Here is a 20,513-nt window from a genome sequence, read left to right on the forward strand (position 1 = left end):
TGCTGCAGGTCGGCAATGATCAGGAGCCACTGCAAGTCACGGCATATACCTATATCGACCAACCGGACAACCCCTTCGAGCACGGCCGCAAGCTGCGCGATGAGGTGACCCTCAACGGCAAGACCACCACCACGGGTTACCGCTACACCCAGGAGCGTTTTGCCCGGACTGATGAAGCGGTATTACGCACTGATAGCGAGACGATCGGTTTTGATGACCAATCTGTACGGTCGGTGCGCAAGCGCATCACGCTGTTGGACTCCTTGCACAGTGGTGAGTCGCTGCGTACCCATGACGACACCAATGTGGAAATAGACTACGAGTACGATGTGTTGCGCCGCGTGACCAAGGAAACCGTGGCACCGAATTCAACCCAATACAAAGCCAGCCGTACCTATACCTACACGCTCACTAACGCGGTCGGTCAGCAGGCGATGCAAACCGCCTGCGATGTCAAGGGTGTCACCACCACCACCTGGTTGGACGGGTTGAACCGGGTGATTGAGGAGGCCCGCCAGGATGCCGATGCGACGGGCTTCGATCGCAATGCCGAGCCTCGCAAGATCTACCAGGCGAGATACAACAATCGAGAGCAGTTGGTCAGCGAAACGGTCATCGATTGGGAAGGCGCTAAGGATGTTGTCCTGACCAGCACCTTCAATTACGACGATTGGGGTGAACAGCGCCGGATGATCCGTCCGGACGGCATCGAGGAGTACGAAGTCACCGACCCGATCAACCAGACAACGACTCAATGGCTTGGCGTCAAGGACGAAGAGGGCAAGGACAAGCAGGTCAGGGGAAAAACCGTGACCACCAACAATCTGTTCGGCAAGCCTGATGATATCAAGCGTTACCACCTAGGTGATGACGTTCGGCCGTACAGCGAGCACATTTACCATTACGACGGTATGGGGCGGACCGCCGAGGAATATGATGCTGTCCATAACAAGACGATGTATGAGTACGATGCGTTCGACCGCATGATCAAAACCCGGCTGCCGGACTATAACGTCGTCGAGCGAGTGTACGCAGTGCATAGCCGTGAAGACTTGCCGATCAAGATCAGTGTCAACGGTGTTGTCCTGGGCGAACAACGCTACGATGGCCTTGACCGGATGATCACATCCATCACCGGCGGGCGTGAAAGTGTCTACACCTTCGATCCTGGGCAAACCCAGCCCAAGAGCGTCAAGCGCCCCAGCGGCGTGGAAACCGCTTATGTCTACCGTCCGGAGTTGGGCGAGGACCCGGAGCAGCGCATTGCGCTCGAGAGTACCGCCAACTATGAGTATGACCACGAGAACGCACGCCTGCGTAAAACCGAGGAGGTCGATAAGGACTGCATCACCCATAACCTTGTCCGTGAGTATTTCAGCACCGGTGAACTGAAGAGCGAACGACGCGAGAAACGACGCGAGGGTGAAGAAGAGCCGTTCGAGAGTTTCGAGATGCATTACGGGTACAGTCGGCAAGCGAGAATATTGAGCTACACCGATGTCCTTGGGCAAACCCAGACGTACACGTACGACGCGAGTAAAAACGCACGGCTGATTGCCACGAAACTGGGCAACACGGAATCGACCTTTGCCTATGACGAAGCAGGAGAACTGGCGAAAATCGACACCCGCGATGGCGCGCAGAGGCTGATAACCGAGCTCGAGTACGATGACTTTGGTCGCGAGGTACTGCGTACATTCCATCTGGGTAACGGGATCACCCAGACCCTGAGCCAGACCTACGATGAGGTCGACAGGCTGACCCAGCGTACCCTCACGCAAATGGTTGAAGGCGAGCCCGAGGAAACCTTGCGTGAGGAAATCTACAGTTATGACGAGCGTGGACGTCTGGTCTTTTATGACTGCAGCGGCAGACAGCCACCGGTGGACCCATATGGCAAAGCCATCAAGAGCCAGATGTTCAGTTTTGATGCCCAGGACAATCTGGATTTCGTGGAGACCACATTCGACGGGGGGCGCCATTCGATCTACTTCGAGTACGGGAATGAGCTCGACCCTTGCCAACTGACCGGGCTGAGAAATGATCTGAAACCTCCGCGGCCTGGAGACCCGGACTACCCGGACAGGATCGATTTTCCTTATGACGATGATGGCAACCTGTTGCAAGATGAAGTCGGGCATTTCCTGAGTTACGACAGCCTGGGTCGTTTGATCAGCGTCAGCGTCGGGTCGGGCGGAACGGCCAATGAGTATGACTATGACTCACTGGATACGCTGAGTGGCGGCAGCAACGGCGGCACTCACGAACGGCGTTTCTACCAGGGCGATCAACTGGCGAACCGGATTCAGGGTTCTGACAGCAGCACCTACGTGCGAGCGAACAGGGTTGTGCTCGCCGAGCACCAGGCAGGTGCTGACCCAAAGTCCCTGTTGTTGGCCGGTGATGACAAGAACAGTGTGTTGTGTGAGGTCAGTCAGCACCAGCGCCAGGAAAGCGCTTATTCACCTTATGGCCATCGTGCGAATGATGCGGCGGCGAGCAGTCATTTGGGCTACAACGGAGAACTGCGTGAGGAACAGACCGGTTGGTATTTGTTGGGCAATGGCTATCGGGCTTATAACTCAGAGGTGATGCGTTTTCAGAGCTCGGACAGTTTGAGCCCGTTTGGTCGGGGGGGAAGGAATGCCTATATGTATTGTGGGGGCGAACCGATCAATTTTCTGGACAGGACCGGGGGTTATCGCTTCTTTCATTGGCTAGCGAAGCGACTTGGGCTCTCTTCAAAAACAGCAGCAAATAAAGCACCCAAGAGAGCGACAGCCCCAACGGTCAAATCTTCCGGTCGCGCAGAAAAACCGAATGCGGGTTTAGTTAATGAAGAGGCAGCGACATTTAAAGGTTACGAAAAGGGAGGGCGAGCTTCTGACAAACCATTGTCACCAGCACAGATCGAGTATACAGAACGGCTGATTAGCCGAGGGGAACCCTTTGATCTTAAAAACGAATTTAACGTTTTGGGGTTTCGCACAAATGCAATTGAAGAATTGCCTATGACACCTCCAACTCCTCGTCGTATTGGGGCCGCGCCGACGTCATCACGTACAGCAGTAGTTGATACGGCGACAGTCATTAGAACAACAGAAAAAAAGCCTAGTGTAATGTCGAAAGCCATGCAAAGACGCAACCAATAGTAACGCCTGCTGTTAGCTCCCGTGCTTCACGGTACGGGAGCTGCTTTCTTCTGTGCGCTAGTGCAGATTACTCCCTCAACCCACTCACCCGCGCAAACTCCACCAACCCACCGTCATGGTCAAGTCCCAACTTGTCCATGGCGGTGCGTTTTTGCCGGCTGATGGTTTTTTCGCTGCGATTCAATTGCGCGGCGATCTGCCGGCCGGATAGGCCTTGAACGAACAGGCGCACCACTTCCAGTTCCCGTTCTGACAGGTTTACCAACGGTGTGTCGGCGCTGGAAGACGGCAAGGTCTGGGCCTCAAGAATCCTGGCGAATGTCGGGCAGAGGTGGCGACGGTCTCTGACCACGCTCTGTACCGCACGTCTGAGTTCACTCAAGGGGCTGCGTTTGTCGAACAGTCCGCAGGCCCCCTGGTTGAGCAACGCCTGCAGCAGGGACGGATTGCGCAGCATAGTCATCACAATCAACCGTACATGGCCGAAGTGGCGTTTCACGTAGCCCATCAACGCCAGGCCATCGGGAAAGCTGCCGTAAGGCATCGAGTAATCGCTGATCAGGATGTCACAGGGCGTGCGCTCCAGGCGGTCGATCAGCTCATCGGCGCTGTGGGCCTGGGCGACAATCGCGAACCCGTTGCTGGAGGGCGGGCACAAGGCCATTTCGGCGCCCATCAGTACAACGGGGTGGTCGTCGGCGAGAATAATGCGCGGTGCGTTCAGTGTGCGGCGAGCACGGTGTTCAGGTGTGTCGCCGCTGCAGGTGGTAGCAGTAGGGTATAGCAATTGCTCAGGGTTCATGCAGTGTCTCGACAGGGGCCAATGGCGCGCCGTACACCGCAGTCAGCCAGGCTCAAGACAGCTGAATCAAACCTTGCTCCAGTGCCTTGAACACTGCGGTCCAGCGCGAGCTCACGCCGAATTTTCGGCGGATATTGCAAAAGTGATAATTCACACCGGATTCGCTGCAATTGACGATTTGACCGATTTCCCAGGACGACTTGCCTCTGGCACTCCATAGCAGCACTTCTTTTTCACGCGTGGTCAGTGTGATGCCTTGTGGCTGCCCGGTTTGCTGCAGTTGTAACCCGGACTGGATGTTGCGAGCGCGAGTGGCGATCGGGGCCGAATGGTTCATGACAGGCACTCCCATTTATCAATCAATGAGGTGGGCGCGACGGATCCTTCCTGAGGCGGGCGTGGTTCCTGCGTCCGGCTGACAGACGCTGCTTAGGGCGCTGTCGGTTCGGCCCAGTTATAGCGTGGATCCAACACCTTGAAACCTGTAAGAACTAACAGGTAGGGCACCTTAATGCAGAGGGTTGAGACGTTTCTGTCTTTTTTTTCTCGGGTTCGAGCAGGACTTTTCTCTGAATTTGCGCGATTAAACGCTCTCGTAAGTCTTGGCATGGAACAGGTTTTGCCGTTTATGCCGTTCATCACATTTTTACCGGCAGCGGGTTATCGAGCGGAACGCACGAGATTTGCGCCGCACATCCTGAATGGTTGCACCGGGTGGCACGTCTGATGATCTGGCGAAGGTGCCGCCACCGTCGACCAGCACACAATTCTCAGGAACACCACTATCAGATCTGTCAGTGGCGTGGACCCTCGAACAGTTCTTCAATGACAACCCATCGTGATCCGCCGACCGAGGCTGTTTCGGGCCTGGCGCTATCAAAACGTAGAGGCGATCAAAAAATGACGGCTGAAGAAATCGACCTTTCAGTGCTCACCCAAGTGCGCAATCTACGCAATCCAGGGCGAACGTTTAATGAGGCGTGGATCACCTGGGAGGTACCTTTCGACTCTTCCTACCTGATCGATTATGTCGTCAGGTGGGGAGGGCCGGCGCCGGTCCATACCACGGAGTGCGAATGCCTTCTCCAGGGATTGACTCCTGAAGTCGAATACACGGTAGAGGTTCAACCCAGGCGTTCCCAGGGAGCGCCGGCACCTGTGGTATCGATCAAGGTGGTGACGCATGATCGAGTGCCGCCCACCCGCCCCCGGGGATTACACCTGGACAGGATGCCAGGCAACAGGTCGATGCTGAGTTGGGATGTGTCGCAAGATAATGTGGGTGTCACCGGTTATTTGCTCCGATGGAATGAAGGGGCTGAACTCCCGATCAACACCTCTACGTTTGCCGTGGACTTGCCTGTGGAACGTATGAAATCCTGGCAGGTAAGAGCCCGGGACGCTGCTGGAAACCTTTCTCGGGTAGCCCGTTGGAACAGCGGGGTGCCACCAAGCAAACCCACCGGCCTGAGCGCTTCCAGTGTGACCGGGAACAGTGCCACCCTGGAGTGGGTCGCATCCATTGATGATATTGAGGTTACCGGCTATCAGATCTACCGTGACAACAGGCCGATCGACAATGTCGACAGCACCCGTTACACCGCCATCGGCCTGGATGATGCAACCACTTACACGTTCAAGGTGCGTGCGCTGGATGCCGATGGACATTTTGCCGATTCCGACCCATTGACGGTCACCACCGCGGATACGAAAGCCCCTTCCATGCCCGGAAATTTCAGGGCGACTACTATTACCAGCCATTCGGTTGGCCTTGAATGGGCCTCGTCGCAAGACAATGTCGCGGTCACCGGTTATGAAATCTACCAAGGTGCCGCGTACCTGGAAACGATCCCGGATATTCATTACACCATCAGCGGATTGAGCAGCTCCAGGCTTTACAGCTTTGCAGTGTGTGCCATGGATGCAGCGGGTAATCGTTCGATAATGTCGACCATCCAGGTGACAACACCCGTGAGCAATGCGCCAACCAATCTGGAGTTTAATCGGCTTTCCTTCATGCACGGAGCCCTCCAGTGGGCGCCACCGGTCGAGAGTGAGGGCGTCACCGGTTACGAGCTATCGCGCGATAGCGTCGTCTTTCGAGAAATCCCGGAACTCTATTTCTTGTTTACTGATTTGGAGGCTGGCACGACTTATCTCTTTGAGGTGCGCGCAATACGTCACGGAAGGCTCTCCGAGCCCGCATCGATCAGAGGATAAGTGGTGTTGCACAAGGCTTGTTTTCGATCACGTTGCCAAGCTTCCCGAGTCAGGCGTTTCGCAGTTAAACCCACGGCAATGAAATAGCGTATGTAGTCTAACCAAACAACCCTGCCGCGATATTGATCGAAAACCCCAATATCGCGGTATTGAACACAAACCCGATCAAGGACTGCGCGAGAACAATCCTGCGCAGTTCCCGAGTGGCGACCCCAACATCGGCGGTTTGCACCGCCACGCCGATGGTGAAGGAGAAATACAGAAAGTCCCAGTAGTCGGGGGTTTTCAAGCCTTCGGCGAACCGTAGCGCCGGCTCCTTGCCACCCCAGGTGTAGAACAGTCGGGCGTAATGCACGCTGAAAATCACCCCGGTCAGCAGCCATGAGCCAATGACCGTCATGCCGGTAAAACCGTAGTGCAGGAGCTTGCGCGAGGTTTCCAGGTCCCTGTTGCCCGCCAGTTCAAAGGTAATGGCGGCGAGGCTGGTGATGGCGGCGATGCTGACGATGAACAGCACCAGCCCGGCATTTTCGTCTTCGACTTCGGCAATGTGTTTGACGTCATCGGCCTTGGCGCGGACGGTGAGCCATAGCATCAGCCCCAGATAAACCCAGACGCCGGCATTCCAGCCGACGAGGACTTTGCTGATCAGGGGGTGGGCGGGAACCAGGATGCCGACCGCCACGCCCAGCAAGGTTGCGGCGGTCAGGCGAGGGTGGGTGCGTAGGAGGTGGGGCATGCGAGCTCGATGGGCCGGGGTGTTGCATCACCTTAGCCCAGTGCGGTCCATTGTGGCGAGGGAGCTTGCTCCCGTTTGATCGTTCCCACGCAGAGCGCGGGAACGATCACCGTCACTGCCTGTCAGCTGTCCTTATGGCGTTTACGAACCAGCCTCATCACCACCACAAAGAACACCGGCACAAACACCACGGCCAAGGTTGCGGTGATCATCCCGCCAATCACTCCGGTGCCGATCGCCTGCTGGCTCGCCGAGCTGGCGCCGGTAGCGATCGCCAGCGGCACCACACCGAGGATGAACGCCAGCGAGGTCATGACAATCGGCCGCAGACGCAGGCGCGCGGCTTGCACCGTGGCGTCGATCAGGTCGTGGCCTTCGTCATACAGGCTCTTGGCGAACTCGATGATCAGGATCGCGTTTTTCGCCGACAGGCCAATGATGGTGATCAGGCCGACCTTGAAGAACACATCGTTGGGCATGCCCCGCAGGGTCACGGCCAATACCGCTCCCAGTACCCCCAACGGGACCACCAGCAGCACCGAGGTCGGGATCGACCAGCTCTCGTACAGCGCCGCCAGGCACAGGAACACCACCAGCAACGACAGGCCCAGCAAGATCGGCGCCTGACTGCCGGACAAGCGCTCCTGCAATGACAGCCCGGTCCATTCCTGACCCAGGCCGGTCGGGCCGAGGGCCACCAGGCGCTCGATTTCCGCCATGGCTTCACCGGAGCTGCGACCCGGGCTCGGTTCGCCGGAAATGCTGATGGCCGGGTAGCCGTTGTAGCGGGTCAACTGGGTTGGCCCCTGGGTCCATTCGGCACGGACGAAGGTCGACAGCGGCACCATTTTCCCGGCGTTGTTGCGCACGTGGATCTTCAGCAAGTCCTCGACCTGGCTGCGTTGGTCGCCTTCAGCCTGCACCACCACCCGTTGCATCCGCCCCTGGTTGGGGAAGTCATTGATGTAGGCCGAACCCACGGCCGTGGACAGCACGTCGCCGATATCGGCGAACGAAACTCCCAGGGCGTTGGCCTGTTTGCGGTCGACGATCAGTTGCACCTGTGGGGCTTCGGCCAGGGCGCTTTCGCGCACGTTCATCAGCACCGGGCTTTTCTCGGCGGCGTCCAGCAGAGCGGTGCGTGCTTGCATCAGCGCGGCGTGGCCAAGGCCGCCACGGTCTTGCAGGCGGAATTCGAAACCGCTGGAGGTGCCGAGGCCGTCCACCGGCGGTGGCAGTATGGAATAGGCCACCGCGTCCTTGATCTGGCTAAAAGCGATGTTGGCGCGGTCGGCGATGGAGGCCGCGGAGTCCTGGCTGTCGCGCATCGACCAGTCCTTCAGCGTACTGAACGCCAGCGCCGCGTTCTGGCCGCTGCCGGAGAAGCTGAAGCCGAGAATGATGGTGCTGTCCCCGATCCCCGACTCCGTGGCGTTGTGTGCTTCGATCTGTTCCACAACCTGCACCGTGCGATTCTTGCTGGCGCCCGGCGGCAGCTGAATGTCGGTGATGGTGTAGCCCTGGTCTTCGACGGGTAGGAAAGAGGAGGGCAGGCGGCTGAAGAGTACGCCGAGGCCAATCAGCAGCACGACATAGATCAACAGATAACGCCCGTTGCGTTTGAGCGCATACACCACCCAGCTTTCATAGCGCGTGGTCAGTTGGTCAAAGCGTCGGTTGAAGGCGCCGAAGAAACCACCCTTGGCGTGATGCTCACCCTTGGCAATGGGCTTGAGCAAGGTGGCGCAGAGTGCCGGGGTCAAGGTCAGGGCGAGCAGCGCCGAGAACAGGATCGAGGTGGCCATCGACAACGAGAACTGCTGGTAGATCACGCCCACCGAGCCCTGCATGAACGCCATCGGGATAAACACTGCCACCAGCACCAGGGTGATGCCGATGATGGCCCCGGTGATCTGGCTCATGGCTTTGCGCGTAGCCTCCTTGGGCGACAGGCCCTCGGTGGCCATGATCCGCTCGACGTTCTCCACCACGACGATGGCGTCGTCCACCAGGATGCCGATGGCCAGCACCATGCCGAACATGGTCAGCACGTTGATCGAGAAACCCAGCGCCAGCATGGTGGCGAAGGTGCCCATCAGTGCCACCGGCACCACCAGGGTAGGGATCAGCGTATAGCGGATGTTCTGCAGGAACAGGAACATCACCGCGAACACCAGCACCATGGCTTCGCCGAGGGTCACCACCACCTTGGTGATCGAGACTTTGACGAACGGCGAGGTGTCGTACGGGATCTTGTATTCCACGCCGGCCGGGAAGTAGCGCGCCAGCTCGTCCATCTTCTCGCGCACCAGGGTCGCGGTGTGCAGGGCGTTGGCACCGGGTGCCAGTTGTACGCCGACTGCGGTCGAAGGCTTGCCATTAAGGCGGGTGGAGAACTGGTATTCCTGGCTGCCGACCTCGACCCGCGCCACGTCGCTCACGCGCACGGTGGAGCCGTCGGGGTTGGCCCGCAAGACAATGTCAGCGAACTCTTCGGGTGTGGACAGCTGCCCCTTGACCAGTACGGTGGCGGTGATTTCCTGGGTGGTGCGGGTCGGCAAGTCACCGATGCTGCCGGCCGAGACCTGGGCGTTCTGCGCGACAATCGCGGCGTTGACGTCGGCCGGGGTCAGGTTGAAACCGACCAGTTTCCGCGGGTCGATCCAGATCCGCATGGCCCGTTCGGAGCCGTATAGCGTGGCCTTGCCGACGCCGTCCAGACGCTTGATCTCGTTCATCACGTTACGCGCCAGGTAATCACTGAGCGCCACGTCGTCGAGCTTGCCGTCGCTGGAGGTGAGGGTGATCAGCAGCAGGAAGCCGGCCGAGACCTTCTCGATCGACAAGCCTTGCTGGATCACCGCTTGCGGCAGGCGCGACTCCACCGCCTTGAGGCGGTTCTGCACATCGACCTGGGCCATTTCCGGGTCGGTGCCGGGCTGGAAGGTGGCGGTGATGGTGGCGCTGCCGAGGCTGCTCTGGGACTCGAAATACAGCAGGTGATCGGCGCCGTTGAGTTCTTCCTCGATCAGGCTGACCACGCTTTCATCGACCGTCTGCGCCGAGGCGCCGGGGTACACCGCGTAAATCTCGATCTTCGGCGGTGCGACGTTGGGGTACTGCGCCACTGGCAGTTGCGGGATGGCCAAGGCGCCTGCCAACAGGATAAACAGCGCGACCACCCAGGCGAACACTGGGCGGTCGATAAAGAATTGCGGCATAAAGTCTGCGTCCTGCCTACTGCCCGGTGACCTGGGCAAGGGGAAGAGGGGTGTCGTCGATCGCTACTTGCTCGCCGGGACGGGCGTGCTGCAGGCCTTCGATGACAATGCGGTCGCCGGGCTTGAGGCCACCGGTGACGATCCAGCGATCCTGCTGTGCCTGGCCCAGTTGCACCGGTTGCTGGCTGACCCGGGCCTCGCTGTCGAGCAACAGCACCTGGGCGATGCCGGCGCTGTCACGCAGAATCGCCCGTTGCGGCACGCTGATGCCTTGCAGCTGTACTGCTTGCTCAAGGCGCACGCGAATGAAGCTACCCGGCAGCAGGTCGAGGTCCGGGTTGGGGAACTCGCTGCGCACAATGATCTGCCCGGTGCCCGGGTCGACACTGATGTCGGAGAACAACAGCTTGCCGGGCAACGGATAGAGGCTGCCGTCGTCCTGAATCAGCGTGGCCTTGGCTTGATCCTGGCCGACCTGTTGCAGCTGGCCAGCCCGTAGGGCCCGGCGCAGGTCGTTAAGCTCGCGGGTCGACTGGGTCAGGTCCGCGTGGATCGGGTCCAGTTGTTGGATCACCGCCAGGGGCGTGCTTTCGTTCTGCCCCACCAGTGCACCCTCGGTCACCAGCGCCCGGCCAATGCGCCCGGAGATCGGCGCGGTGACGGTGGCATAACCCAGGTTCAGCCTGGCCAGCGCGACAGCGGCCTTGCTGGCGGCAACGTCGGCGGCGGTTTGCAGGGCATTGGCCCGTGCGTTGTCGTAGTCCTGGGCGCTGATGGCCTTGTCCGCGATCAGGCTGGCGTAGCGCTGCTCTTGAAGTCGGGCCTGGAAGGCATTGGCCTCGGCCTTGCGCAGTGCGGCCTCGGCACTGTCCAGGTCGGCCTTGAACGGTGCCGGGTCGATGCGAAACAGCACCTCGCCCTTTTTCACATCGCTGCCTTCGCGGAAGGTGCGTTGCAGAACCACACCGGCGACCCGGGCGCGCACTTCGGCGATGCGCGGCGCGGCAATCCGCCCGCTCAGTTCGCTGCTGATCGACAGCGGGCGGGCTGAGAGGGTTTCGATTCGTACCGTGGCCAGCGGCGCGGCCTCATCGCTGGTGGAGGACTTGTCGCAGGCGCCCAGCGTCAGGCCCAGTGCAATCAGGCCGAGCTTCGCCAACAGGTTCTTTGACATGTGAATACCCCAATAATGACCCCGGCATGCTACGGGCAGCCGGGCAGGGTAGCGGTGAACGTTTGTAGTGGCTGTGTGAAATTGTGTGAAGGTTTTGCTCGCGTGCGCGTGAGGGCGTATATCCTTGACGTCTTGATTTCTAATGCGACTGATCGATTGCTCTTGCGGACAAGCCCCAATGCCAGTCAGTTAAGCGAACGCCGACCTGTGTAGGAGCGAGCGTGCTCGCGATGGACGTTAACGATTACGTGTATTTTCTGAGTAATCGCGTAGCTCTTGAGTTCATCGCGAGCACGCTCGCTCCTACACATTCGGCCTCATCTCCTTAACTGATCGGTATTAGGGCCAGCCCCGACAGTCACCTCAGCACTTCCTGGAAACACCCATGCCCAACATCCTCCTGGTCGAAGACGACTCCGCGCTCTCTGAGCTGATTGCCAGCTACCTCGAACGCAACGGCTATCAAGTCAGTGTGATCAGCCGTGGCGATCAGGTGCGCGAGCGTGCGCGGCTCACGACGCCGGACCTGGTGATCCTCGACCTGATGCTGCCAGGCCTGGATGGCCTGCAGGTGTGCCGCTTGTTGCGCGCCGACTCGGCAACGCTGCCGATCCTCATGCTCACCGCCCGTGACGACAGCCACGACCAGGTGCTGGGCCTGGAGATGGGCGCCGACGACTACGTCACCAAACCCTGTGAGCCGCGGGTGCTGCTGGCGCGGGTGCGCACCCTGTTGCGGCGCAGCAGCCTGAACGAGCCGCAGACCGCCAGCGACCGGATTCTCATGGGCAACCTGTGCATCGACTTGTCGGAGCGCACCGTGACCTGGCGCGAGCAGCCGGTGGAGCTGTCCAGTGGCGAGTACAACCTGCTGGTGGTGCTGGCCCGGCATGCGGGTGAAGTGCTCAGCCGCGACCAGATCCTGCAACGCTTGCGCGGGATCGAATTCAACGGCACCGACCGCTCGGTGGACGTGGCCATTTCCAAACTACGGCGCAAGTTCGACGACCACGCCGGTGAGGCGCGCAAGATCAAGACCGTGTGGGGCAAGGGCTATCTGTTCAGCCGTTCCGAGTGGGAATGCTAAAGCCATGCTGCGCATTCTGATTCGCCTGTACCTGATCACCATCGTCACCTTCAGTGCGGCGATCTATCTGGTCCCTGACCTGGTCATCAAGGTTTTTCACGAGCGTTTTGCCAGTTACAACCTCGACCATTCCCGAGGGATACAGAACCTCATCGTCCAACAGTTCCAGCGTGTGCCGCCCGAACAGTGGCCGGCGCTCGCCACTGAGATGGATCAACAGTTCCGGCCGTTGCAGATCGCGGTGGCGCGGATTGACGACAGCGGTTTTACCGCCCATGAGCGCGAGCGCTTGCAACGCGGCGAGATGGTCGTGCGCATGGGGGACTGGGGCTGGCGCACCTTGGCGGTGGCGCCATTGAACGCTGAGCTGGCGGTGAAACTGATCGTCCCGCCCGACCCGATAGACGTCAGTTTGCTGTACTGGAGCATCAATGTGCTGATCGGCGCGGCGTTGCTGGCCTGCCTGCTGATCTGGCTGCGTCCGCACTGGCGTGACCTGGAACGCTTGAAACATACCGCCGAACGCTTCGGCAAGGGCCACCTGAGCGAGCGCACCCAGATTACCGCCAGTTCCAACATCGGCCATCTGGCCCATGTCTTCGACACCATGGCCGGCGACATCGAAGACCTGCTCAACCAGCAGCGTGACTTGCTCAATGCGGTGTCCCATGAACTGCGCACACCCCTGACCCGTCTGGATTTTGGCCTGGCCCTGGCCCTGTCCGACGACTTGCCGGCCGCCAGCCGCGAGCGCTTGCAGGGGTTGGTGGCGCACATTCGCGAGCTGGACGAGTTGGTGCTGGAGTTGTTGTCCTACAGCCGGCTGCAAAACCCGGCGCGCCTGCCGGAGCAGGTGGAGGTGTCGCTGGACGAGTTCATCGACAGCATCCTGGGCAGCGTCGATGATGAACTGGAGTCGCCGCAGATCGTCATCGATGTGTTGCTGCACGGTCAGCTTGAACGCTTCAGTCTCGACCCGCGCCTGACAGCTCGGGCCATTCAGAACCTGCTGCGCAATGCCATGCGCTATTGCGAAAAGCGCATTCAGGTCAGTGTGCAGGTCGTGGCCCTGGGCTGCGAAATCTGGGTCGACGACGACGGCATCGGCATCCCCGAGGACGAGCGCGAACGGATCTTCGAACCCTTCTACCGCCTGGACCGCAGCCGCGACCGCGCCACCGGCGGCTTCGGCCTCGGCCTGGCCATCAGCCGTCGGGCCCTGGAAGCCCAGGCCGGTACGCTGACGGTAGAAGCGTCGCCTTTGGGCGGGGCACGGTTCCGGCTCTGGCTACCGAGCCTCACCTGAGGTGACGGTCTGTTGACCCGATCGCTTGGACACGATCAAGCAGGGTCACGATCAATAAACGCGGTCAGCTTGCCCAACGACTGAACTATCAGAAACCCGCGCGGCTCTACTGATCAGGCCGGCTCCTCGGGAGCGGGGCCTCTGATGGTTCAATCAACGCACTGGCAGGTTACCTCATGAACACTGTGTTCAGATCTGCGTTCACCGCCCTGTTGTTCGGACTCTGCGCCGCTGCCCTGAGCAGTTGTGCCAGCCCGCCGCCGCCCGTAGTGGTTCACGCGCCGCCCACCAAAGAGTGCAGCAGCACTGAAAACACCCAGGTGCTGGGCGATGCCCGGGCCGAGGGCGAAGTCACCCGGGTGACCACCAAAACGGTGTGCGTCACTCAGTAGCGGGCAGTAGACGCTGGCAGCAATCGAGCGTCAGGCGGGCGCCGCCCAGTTCGCTGCTGCCCACGTCCAGGCTGAAGCCGTGGAGGTTGACGATGGCCGCGACAATCGATAAGCCCAGGCCGAAACCGCCGTTCTTGGCGGTGTCGTCGACACGGTAGAAACGCTGGAACACGGCGGCGCGCTTGTCCGCCGCAATGCCGGGGCCGGAGTCGAGCACCTCGATGCGCGTGCTGCCGGCGTTGTTGCTCGCCCGTACCCGCACCTGGCCGTCCGCCGGGGTGAACTTGATCGAGTTGCTCAGCAGGTTCGACAGGGCCTCGAACATCAGCGCCCGGTCGCCGGTCAGCGCCGGCAGGTCCTGCGGCGCTTGCAGGCTCAAGCTCAAGTGACCTTCCTCGGCCAGCGGCAGGTAAAAGTCGTGCAGTTCCTGCAGCAGCGGCAGTGGGTCGAACAGCACAAAACCCGAGCGGCGTTGCTGGTCCTCCAGTTCGGAAATGCGCAGCAAGCCGCGAAAGCGCGCCATCAAGGTGTCGGTTTCGGCGATCACCTGGTCCAGTTGCGCGGCCTCGCTCGAGCCTTCGGCAGCGTGTTGTTGAATGCGGTAGAGCTGGGCGCGCAAGCGGGTCAGCGGGGTACGCAGGTCGTGAGCGATGTTGTCGCAGACACCTTTGACTTCGTTGACCAGGCGCTCGATGCGTTCGAGCATGGCGTTGACGATGGCGGCCAGCATGTCCAGTTCGTCGCGGCGGCTGGACAGCGGCAAGCGGTGATTCAGGTTGCCGGCGACAATGGCTTCGGCGCTGGCCTGCAGGGCACGAATCCGTTGTAGCGGGCGACGGCGCAACAGGTACCAGCCGGCGATACCGGGAATGATGGTCAGCGACACTCCCCACAGCAGTGCATGCAGGATGATCCGGTTCACGGCAAACAGCGAGCCGTTGTCGCGTGCCAGCACCAGCCAGCGTCCATCCAGGGTACGGGTCGCCACGGCATCGCAGCTGTCCGGCGGCAGGCTGGCGTCATCCGGTTCGCTGCAGCGGTCGAGTTCGTGCACCTTGCCGTCCAGCGGCAGGTCCGCCGGAATCTGCCGGATTAGCCCGTGCAAGGGCCGTTGCTGTTCGTCGAACAAGCCGTAGGCATCGACGCCGCGCTGGTCGAAGGTGGTGCTGGCGATCAGCGCTTCATCCAGTTGGATGCCGTGAAAGCGTGAGAACAGATGCTGGCGCTGCATCATCGAGTGCCGGGCCAGGTTGTCCAGGTAGTGCGACACCTCGTAGTACATCACCCCCATGAGCAAGCCGCTCCAGACCACGAACAGCGCGCTGTAGAGCGTCAGCAGGCGGCTGCTGGACGAGCGCCAGCCTTTAGACGGGTTCAGCAATGACATAACCCGAGCCTCGCACGGTGCGGATCAGCGGCAGCAGGCCCGGTGGGTCGATCTTCTTGCGCAGCCGTCCGATGTGTACATCGATCAGGTTGGTGCCGGGGTCGAAGTGATAGCCCCAGACTTCCTCGAAGATCATCATCCGCGAGAGTATCTGCCCGGTGTTGCGCAGGAGAAATTCCAGCAACTTGTATTCGGTGGGCAGCAGCGTCAGCAGTTGTCCGGCACGGGAGGCTTCGCGGCTGATCAGGTTCAGTTCCAGGTCGGCCACCCGCAGCAGGGTTTGCACGTCCTTGACGGTGGTCTGGCGGCGCAGCAGGACTTCGACCCGGGCGGCCATTTCATCGGTGGCAAAGGGTTTGGTCAGGTAGTCGTCGCCACCGGCCCGCAAGCCGCGCACGCGCTCGTCGACATCGGACAGGGCGCTGATCATCAGAATCGGCGTCGCCACCCCCATGGTGCGCAAGGTGGTGACAATGGCCAGCCCGTCGAGCTCCGGCAACATGCGGTCCAGGGTGATCAGGTCATAGTCGCCGCTGACCGCGCGGGCCAGGCCCTCGCGACCATTGGCCACCCAGTCCACGTCCAGGCCATGGCTACTCAGCTCGGCCACGATCTCCCGGGCGGTCACGGCGTCGTCTTCAATGGTCAGGATTCGGGTCATGGGGTTTGCCTGAAAGAAAATGAAACATGGGCGCCAGTGTGCCAAGAAATGCCTGGCAGGTTTCTAAAAAAACTTTCATACAGGGTAGAGGGTGCGCTGCCGGATGGCGGCGAGACTTTTCATGTGATCGACGAACATTGATATCATCGGGCCATAACTTGCCTGGAGGCTTCAAGGTGCGCGCACTGTCCCGCCGTGGCTGGATGCCATTATTGATACTGTCGTCGGTCCTTTCGTTGGGCGTTGCCACTTCCTCGGCGTGGGCGGCGAATCAGCCCTGCTCGGGGAAAAAAGGCGGTATTGCCCGGTGTGACGGCGATATTTTCTTATGCAATGACGGTTCCATCAGCGCCTCGAAAAAGAGCTGCTCGGCGGTGTTTGGCCAGAAGGCCGGCAGCACACGGCCTCAGCCTCTCTTGCAAGGCGATGGGAGTTGTCAGTGTGGCACGGGGGCTTTTTGCACAGGGCCCAGAGGCGGCGTCTATTGTCTGACCCCCAGTGGTAACAAAAGCTATAAGCGCAAGTAACCCACTTGTTCAAGGCATACCCATCCTTCGTGGTAAGGAAGCGAAGGTCTTCGCCCCGAGCGTCCGGCCCCTCGCCAAGGCTCGGCCTGTTGAGTGGTGGTGCATTTGCTGGGTATGCCGATGCTTTATGTTGTGGTATGGGCGTGTTTTTGATCACGTCTTGGAGTGTCTTGTCATTCAGCGCCTACCCTTAATTCTCAGGTTAACAAAAGATAACGTGGCGTCGATTGTCAGACGTTTCGAAAGCTGGATAGGATAGGCCAGCTTCCGAAGGGGCTCTAGATTGCAGGTTTGCGCACTATGCGACGAATCCGCCATCGGACGCACGCCCTGAAAGGTTGAATGACCTAACAATAATAATGGGGGAAAGGTCTATGAGTGAGCCTGTCATGGGTGTGGGTATTGGCCGCCCGCCGGTATTACGCAGATTCGCGTTGCTGGCTACAGCGCTCTCGCTGTTGGGCACGGCCGTGTTGTCGGCGCCTGTGCTGGCGGTTGCCACGCCAGCGGTCGACACGGTCTATTCGATCGAGTCCGGCAAGTCCGCCAAGGGCTTGATGCTGGATGTCGTGCACGCCGGCAAACGCCTGATCGCGGTCGGTGATCGCGGGCACATTCTTTATTCCGATGACCAGGGTGTCACCTGGACCCAGGCCAAGGTGCCGACGCGCCAGCTGTTGACCTCGGTGTTCTTCGTCGATGACCAGCACGGCTGGGCCGTGGGGCACGATGCGCAGATCCTCGCCAGTGAAGACGGCGGCACCACCTGGACCAAGCAATTCGAAGATTTGAAACGCGAAGCGCCGTTGCTCGACGTCTGGTTCAAGGACGTCAACAACGGCTTTGCCGTGGGTGCCTACGGTGCAGTGCTGGAAACCAGCGACGGCGGTAAACACTGGGAAGACGCCAGTGACCGCCTCGATAACGAAGACCAGTACCACCTCAACGCCATCGCCGCGGTCAAGGATTCCGGGCTGTTCATTGTCGGCGAGCAGGGCAGCATGTTCCGCTCCGCCGACTGGGGACAGACCTGGGAGCGCGTCGAAGGGCCGTATGAGGGTTCGCTCTTTGGCGTGATCGGCACCCGCCAACCGTCGACGCTGCTGGCTTACGGCCTGCGCGGCAACCTGTTCCGCTCCACCGATTTTGGCACGACCTGGGAGCCGGTTGAACTCAAGGCCGCTCGCGGTGCGCTCGAGTTCGGGTTGTCGGGCGCCACCCTGCTCGATGACGGCTCCATCGTGATCGTCGGGAACGGCGGCAGCGTGGTGCGCAGCAGCGACGACGGACAGACCTTCAGTGTGTTCAACCGACCGGATCGCATTTCCGTCTCGGCCGTCACCGCGGCGGGCAACGGCAATCTGATTCTGGCAGGACAGGGCGGCGTTCGCGTCACTTCGCCAAATGGCGCCGAGCTGAGCAAGTAAGCCGGGCAAATAACAAGAAGGCGAGGATTTCCATGAGCAGTCATCATCAAGACAAGGCGACGTTTCTCGAACGCCTGATTTTCAACAATCGCCCGGCGGTGATCATCATCTGCCTGGCGGTGAGTATCTTTCTGTTCTGGCAGGCGACGCTGATCCGGCCGTCCACCAGCTTCGAGAAAATGATCCCGCTGCAGCACCCCTTCATTGAAAAGATGATGGAGCACCGCAACGACCTGGCGAACCTGGGCAACACGGTGCGTATTTCCGTGGAGGCCACCAACGGTGACATCTTCTCCAAGGAATACATGGAGACCCTGCGTCAGATCCACGACGAGGTGTTCTACATTTCCGGGGTTGACCGTTCGGGCCTCAAGTCGCTGTGGAGCCCGAGCGTACGCTGGACCGAAGTGACCGAGGAAGGCTTTGCCGGCGGCGAAGTGATCCCGCAGAGCTACAATGGCTCGACTGACAGCCTCGACCAGTTGCGCAACAACGTGCTCAAGTCCGGCCAGGTCGGGCGCCTGGTGTCCAACGACTTCAAGTCGAGCATCATCGACATTCCGTTGCTGGAGTCCTACCCGGACCCGGAAGACCAGGGCAAGCTGCTGGCTCTGGACTACCAGAAGTTCTCCCATGAGCTTGAAGACAAGATCCGCAACAAGTTCGAACAACAGAACCCCAACATCCAGATCCACATCGTCGGTTTCGCCAAGAAAGTTGGCGACCTGATCGATGGCCTGCTCATGGTGGTGATGTTCTTCGGTGTGGCTTTCGTCATCACCCTGTTCCTGCTGCTGTGGTTCACCAACTGCCTGCGCAGTACCGTGGCGGTGTTGAGTACGACCCTGGTGGCGGTGATCTGGCAGCTGGGCCTGATGCACGCATTCGGCTTCGGTCTGGACCCGTATTCGATGCTGGTGCCGTTTCTGATTTTCGCCATCGGCATTTCCCACGGCGTACAGAAAATCAACGGTATCGCCCTGCAGTCCAGCGAGGCGGACAACGCCCTGACAGCTGCCCGACGCACGTTCCGTCAGCTGTTCCTGCCGGGCATGATTGCAATCCTGGCGGACGCGGTGGGTTTCATTACCTTGCTGATCATCGACATCGGGGTGATCCACGAGCTGGCCATTGGCGCCTCCATCGGTGTGGCCGTGATTGTGTTCACCAACCTGATCCTGCTGCCCGTGGCGATTTCCTATGTCGGCATCAGCAAGCGCGCGATCGAACGCAGCAAAAAAGACGCGACCCGTGAACACCCGTTCTGGCGCCTGCTGTCGAATTTTGCCAGCTCGAAAGTGGCGCCGGTCTCGATCCTCATCGCGCTGGTCGCCTTTAGTGGCGGCCTCTGGTACAGCAAGAACCTGAAAATCGGTGACCTCGACCAGGGCGCGCCGGAGCTGCGTCCGGACTCGCGCTACAACCAGGACAACAACTTCATCATCAGTAACTACTCCACCAGTTCCGATGTGCTGGTGGTGATGGTCAAGACCAAGTCCGAAGGCTGCTCGCGCTACGAAGCCATGGCGCCGATCGACGAGCTGATGTGGAAGATGCAGAACACCGAGGGCGTGCAGTCGGCGATCTCGCTGGTCACGGTGTCCAAGCAGATGATCAAGGGCATGAACGAGGGCAACCTGAAATGGGAAACCCTGTCGCGCAACCCGGATGTGCTGAACAACTCCATTGCCCGGGCCGACGGCCTGTACAACAACAGTTGTTCGCTGGCGCCGGTGCTGGTGTTCCTCAACGATCACAAGGCCGAGACCCTCGACCGCGCGGTGCATGCGGTGCAGGAGTTCGCCCAGGAAAACAACAAGGACGGCCTGGAGTTCATCCTCGCGGCCGGTAACGCCGGGATCGAAGCGGCCACCAATGAGGTGATCAAGGAGTCGGAACTGACCATCCTGATCCTGGTGTACATCTGCGTGGCCACCATGTGCATGATCACCTTCCGCTCCTGGGCGGCGACCTTGTGCATCGTGTTGCCGCTGGTGTTGACTTCGGTGCTGGGCAACGCCCTGATGGCCTTCATGGGTATCGGCGTGAAAGTCGCGACCTTGCCGGTGGTGGCGCTCGGGGTGGGGATTGGCGTGGACTACGGCATCTACATCTACAGCCGCCTGGAAAGCTTCCTGCGTGCCGGCCTGCCGCTGCAAGAGGCCTACTACCAGACCCTCAAGTCCACGGGTAAAGCGGTGCTGTTCACTGGGCTGTGCCTGGCCATCGGCGTGTGCACCTGGATCTTCTCGGCGATCAAGTTCCAGGCCGACATGGGCCTGATGCTGACCTTCATGCTGCTGTGGAACATGTTCGGCGCACTGTGGCTGCTGCCAGCGCTGGCGCGTTTCCTGATCAAGCCGGAGAAACTGGCCGGGCAGAAGGGCAACTCGCTGTTTGCTCACTGATCCTCGCCTG

The 20,513-nt window shown here is 60.2% G+C and carries 15 protein-coding genes; 8 read left to right on the forward strand and 7 right to left on the reverse strand.

Features of this window, described 5'->3' with window-relative positions:
- Window positions 1-3,152, forward strand: a 3,152-nt coding sequence (locus CKW29_RS00005; RefSeq protein WP_143496809.1) for an RHS repeat-associated core domain-containing protein, incomplete at its 5' end; no start/stop codon positions are given.
- A 67-nt stretch (window positions 3,153-3,219) separates the two neighbouring features.
- On the opposite strand, the gene CKW29_RS00010 is transcribed toward CKW29_RS00005, so the two are convergent.
- Both CKW29_RS00010 and CKW29_RS00015 read right to left on the reverse strand, forming a co-directional pair.
- Window positions 3,220-3,954, reverse strand: a complete 735-nt coding sequence (locus tag CKW29_RS00010; protein WP_095147618.1) for a response regulator transcription factor — start codon at window positions 3,952-3,954, stop codon at window positions 3,220-3,222.
- 52 nt (window positions 3,955-4,006) lie between these two features.
- A complete protein-coding gene (locus CKW29_RS00015; RefSeq protein WP_095147619.1) occupies window positions 4,007-4,291 on the reverse strand; it encodes a helix-turn-helix domain-containing protein in 285 nt (94 codons plus the stop codon).
- Window positions 4,292-4,779: 488 nt separating this feature from the next.
- On the opposite strand from CKW29_RS00015, the gene CKW29_RS00020 reads away from it, so the two are divergent.
- On the forward strand, window positions 4,780-6,174 hold the full coding sequence (locus tag CKW29_RS00020) for a fibronectin type III domain-containing protein (RefSeq protein WP_159950195.1): 1,395 nt from the start codon (window positions 4,780-4,782) through the stop codon (window positions 6,172-6,174).
- Window positions 6,175-6,271: 97 nt separating this feature from the next.
- On the opposite strand, the gene CKW29_RS00025 is transcribed toward CKW29_RS00020, so the two are convergent.
- From CKW29_RS00025 to CKW29_RS00035, 3 genes are all read right to left on the reverse strand, one after another.
- A complete protein-coding gene (locus CKW29_RS00025; RefSeq protein ID WP_095143553.1) occupies window positions 6,272-6,913 on the reverse strand; it encodes a DUF1345 domain-containing protein in 642 nt (213 codons plus the stop codon).
- Between the two features lie 122 nt (window positions 6,914-7,035).
- Window positions 7,036-10,134, reverse strand: a complete 3,099-nt coding sequence (locus CKW29_RS00030; protein ID WP_095147621.1) for an efflux RND transporter permease subunit — start codon at window positions 10,132-10,134, stop codon at window positions 7,036-7,038.
- 16 nt (window positions 10,135-10,150) lie between these two features.
- Window positions 10,151-11,308, reverse strand: coding sequence for an efflux RND transporter periplasmic adaptor subunit (locus CKW29_RS00035; protein ID WP_095147622.1), 1,158 nt, complete (start codon window positions 11,306-11,308; stop codon window positions 10,151-10,153).
- Window positions 11,309-11,693: 385 nt separating this feature from the next.
- Here CKW29_RS00035 and CKW29_RS00040 point away from each other — a divergent pair, with 385 nt between their 5' ends.
- The 3 genes from CKW29_RS00040 (at window position 11,694) to CKW29_RS00050 (ending at window position 14,093) form a co-directional block, all read left to right on the forward strand.
- Window positions 11,694-12,395 carry a response regulator transcription factor gene (locus CKW29_RS00040; protein WP_095143556.1) on the forward strand — a complete coding sequence of 234 codons (702 nt, stop codon included), beginning with the start codon at window positions 11,694-11,696 and terminating at the stop codon, window positions 12,393-12,395.
- A 4-nt stretch (window positions 12,396-12,399) separates the two neighbouring features.
- Window positions 12,400-13,701, forward strand: a complete 1,302-nt coding sequence (locus CKW29_RS00045) for an ATP-binding protein (protein WP_095147623.1) — start codon at window positions 12,400-12,402, stop codon at window positions 13,699-13,701.
- Between the two features lie 176 nt (window positions 13,702-13,877).
- Window positions 13,878-14,093, forward strand: a complete 216-nt coding sequence (locus CKW29_RS00050; RefSeq protein ID WP_095143558.1) for a hypothetical protein — start codon at window positions 13,878-13,880, stop codon at window positions 14,091-14,093.
- On the opposite strand, the gene CKW29_RS00055 is transcribed toward CKW29_RS00050, so the two are convergent.
- Window positions 14,083-15,480 carry a HAMP domain-containing sensor histidine kinase gene (locus CKW29_RS00055; RefSeq protein WP_095147624.1) on the reverse strand — a complete coding sequence of 466 codons (1,398 nt, stop codon included), beginning with the start codon at window positions 15,478-15,480 and terminating at the stop codon, window positions 14,083-14,085. The two genes, CKW29_RS00050 and CKW29_RS00055, sit on opposite strands and share 11 nt — an antisense overlap.
- Window positions 15,458-16,141, reverse strand: coding sequence for a response regulator transcription factor (locus tag CKW29_RS00060; protein ID WP_095143560.1), 684 nt, complete (start codon window positions 16,139-16,141; stop codon window positions 15,458-15,460). Before CKW29_RS00060 ends, CKW29_RS00055 begins: the two co-directional genes overlap by 23 nt.
- Window positions 16,142-16,344: 203 nt before the next feature.
- On the opposite strand from CKW29_RS00060, the gene CKW29_RS25885 reads away from it, so the two are divergent.
- The 3 genes from CKW29_RS25885 (at window position 16,345) to CKW29_RS00075 (ending at window position 20,503) form a co-directional block, all read left to right on the forward strand.
- Window positions 16,345-16,668, forward strand: coding sequence for a hypothetical protein (locus CKW29_RS25885; RefSeq protein ID WP_095143615.1), 324 nt, complete (start codon window positions 16,345-16,347; stop codon window positions 16,666-16,668).
- A gap of 374 nt (window positions 16,669-17,042) precedes the next feature.
- A complete protein-coding gene (locus CKW29_RS00070) occupies window positions 17,043-18,095 on the forward strand; it encodes a YCF48-related protein (protein ID WP_095147625.1) in 1,053 nt (350 codons plus the stop codon).
- Window positions 18,096-18,127: 32 nt separating this feature from the next.
- On the forward strand, window positions 18,128-20,503 hold the full coding sequence (locus CKW29_RS00075) for an RND family transporter (protein WP_095147626.1): 2,376 nt from the start codon (window positions 18,128-18,130) through the stop codon (window positions 20,501-20,503).
- Window positions 20,504-20,513 lie beyond the last annotated feature (10 nt).

Origin of the sequence: Pseudomonas sp. Irchel s3a18, from assembly GCF_900187535.1 — a bacterium.
Taxonomy (GTDB): Bacteria; Pseudomonadota; Gammaproteobacteria; order Pseudomonadales; family Pseudomonadaceae; genus Aquipseudomonas.

What these genes read in the sequence shown, in the direction of transcription:
- CKW29_RS00015 (WP_095147619.1), bottom strand. Translation starts at nt 4,291, where the DNA reads ATGAACCATTCGGCCCCGATCGCCACTCGCGCTCGCAACATCCAGTCC.
- CKW29_RS00055 (WP_095147624.1), bottom strand. Translation starts at nt 15,480, where the DNA reads ATGTCATTGCTGAACCCGTCTAAAGGCTGGCGCTCGTCCAGCAGCCGC.
- CKW29_RS00010 (WP_095147618.1), bottom strand. Translation starts at nt 3,954, where the DNA reads ATGAACCCTGAGCAATTGCTATACCCTACTGCTACCACCTGCAGCGGC.
- CKW29_RS25885 (WP_095143615.1), top strand. Translation starts at nt 16,345, where the DNA reads ATGCCATTATTGATACTGTCGTCGGTCCTTTCGTTGGGCGTTGCCACT.
- CKW29_RS00040 (WP_095143556.1), top strand. Translation starts at nt 11,694, where the DNA reads ATGCCCAACATCCTCCTGGTCGAAGACGACTCCGCGCTCTCTGAGCTG.
- CKW29_RS00060 (WP_095143560.1), bottom strand. Translation starts at nt 16,141, where the DNA reads ATGACCCGAATCCTGACCATTGAAGACGACGCCGTGACCGCCCGGGAG.
- CKW29_RS00020 (WP_159950195.1), top strand. Translation starts at nt 4,780, where the DNA reads ATGACAACCCATCGTGATCCGCCGACCGAGGCTGTTTCGGGCCTGGCG.
- CKW29_RS00025 (WP_095143553.1), bottom strand. Translation starts at nt 6,913, where the DNA reads ATGCCCCACCTCCTACGCACCCACCCTCGCCTGACCGCCGCAACCTTG.
- CKW29_RS00075 (WP_095147626.1), top strand. Translation starts at nt 18,128, where the DNA reads ATGAGCAGTCATCATCAAGACAAGGCGACGTTTCTCGAACGCCTGATT.
- CKW29_RS00030 (WP_095147621.1), bottom strand. Translation starts at nt 10,134, where the DNA reads ATGCCGCAATTCTTTATCGACCGCCCAGTGTTCGCCTGGGTGGTCGCG.
- CKW29_RS00035 (WP_095147622.1), bottom strand. Translation starts at nt 11,308, where the DNA reads ATGTCAAAGAACCTGTTGGCGAAGCTCGGCCTGATTGCACTGGGCCTG.
- CKW29_RS00050 (WP_095143558.1), top strand. Translation starts at nt 13,878, where the DNA reads ATGAACACTGTGTTCAGATCTGCGTTCACCGCCCTGTTGTTCGGACTC.
- CKW29_RS00070 (WP_095147625.1), top strand. Translation starts at nt 17,043, where the DNA reads ATGAGTGAGCCTGTCATGGGTGTGGGTATTGGCCGCCCGCCGGTATTA.
- CKW29_RS00045 (WP_095147623.1), top strand. Translation starts at nt 12,400, where the DNA reads ATGCTGCGCATTCTGATTCGCCTGTACCTGATCACCATCGTCACCTTC.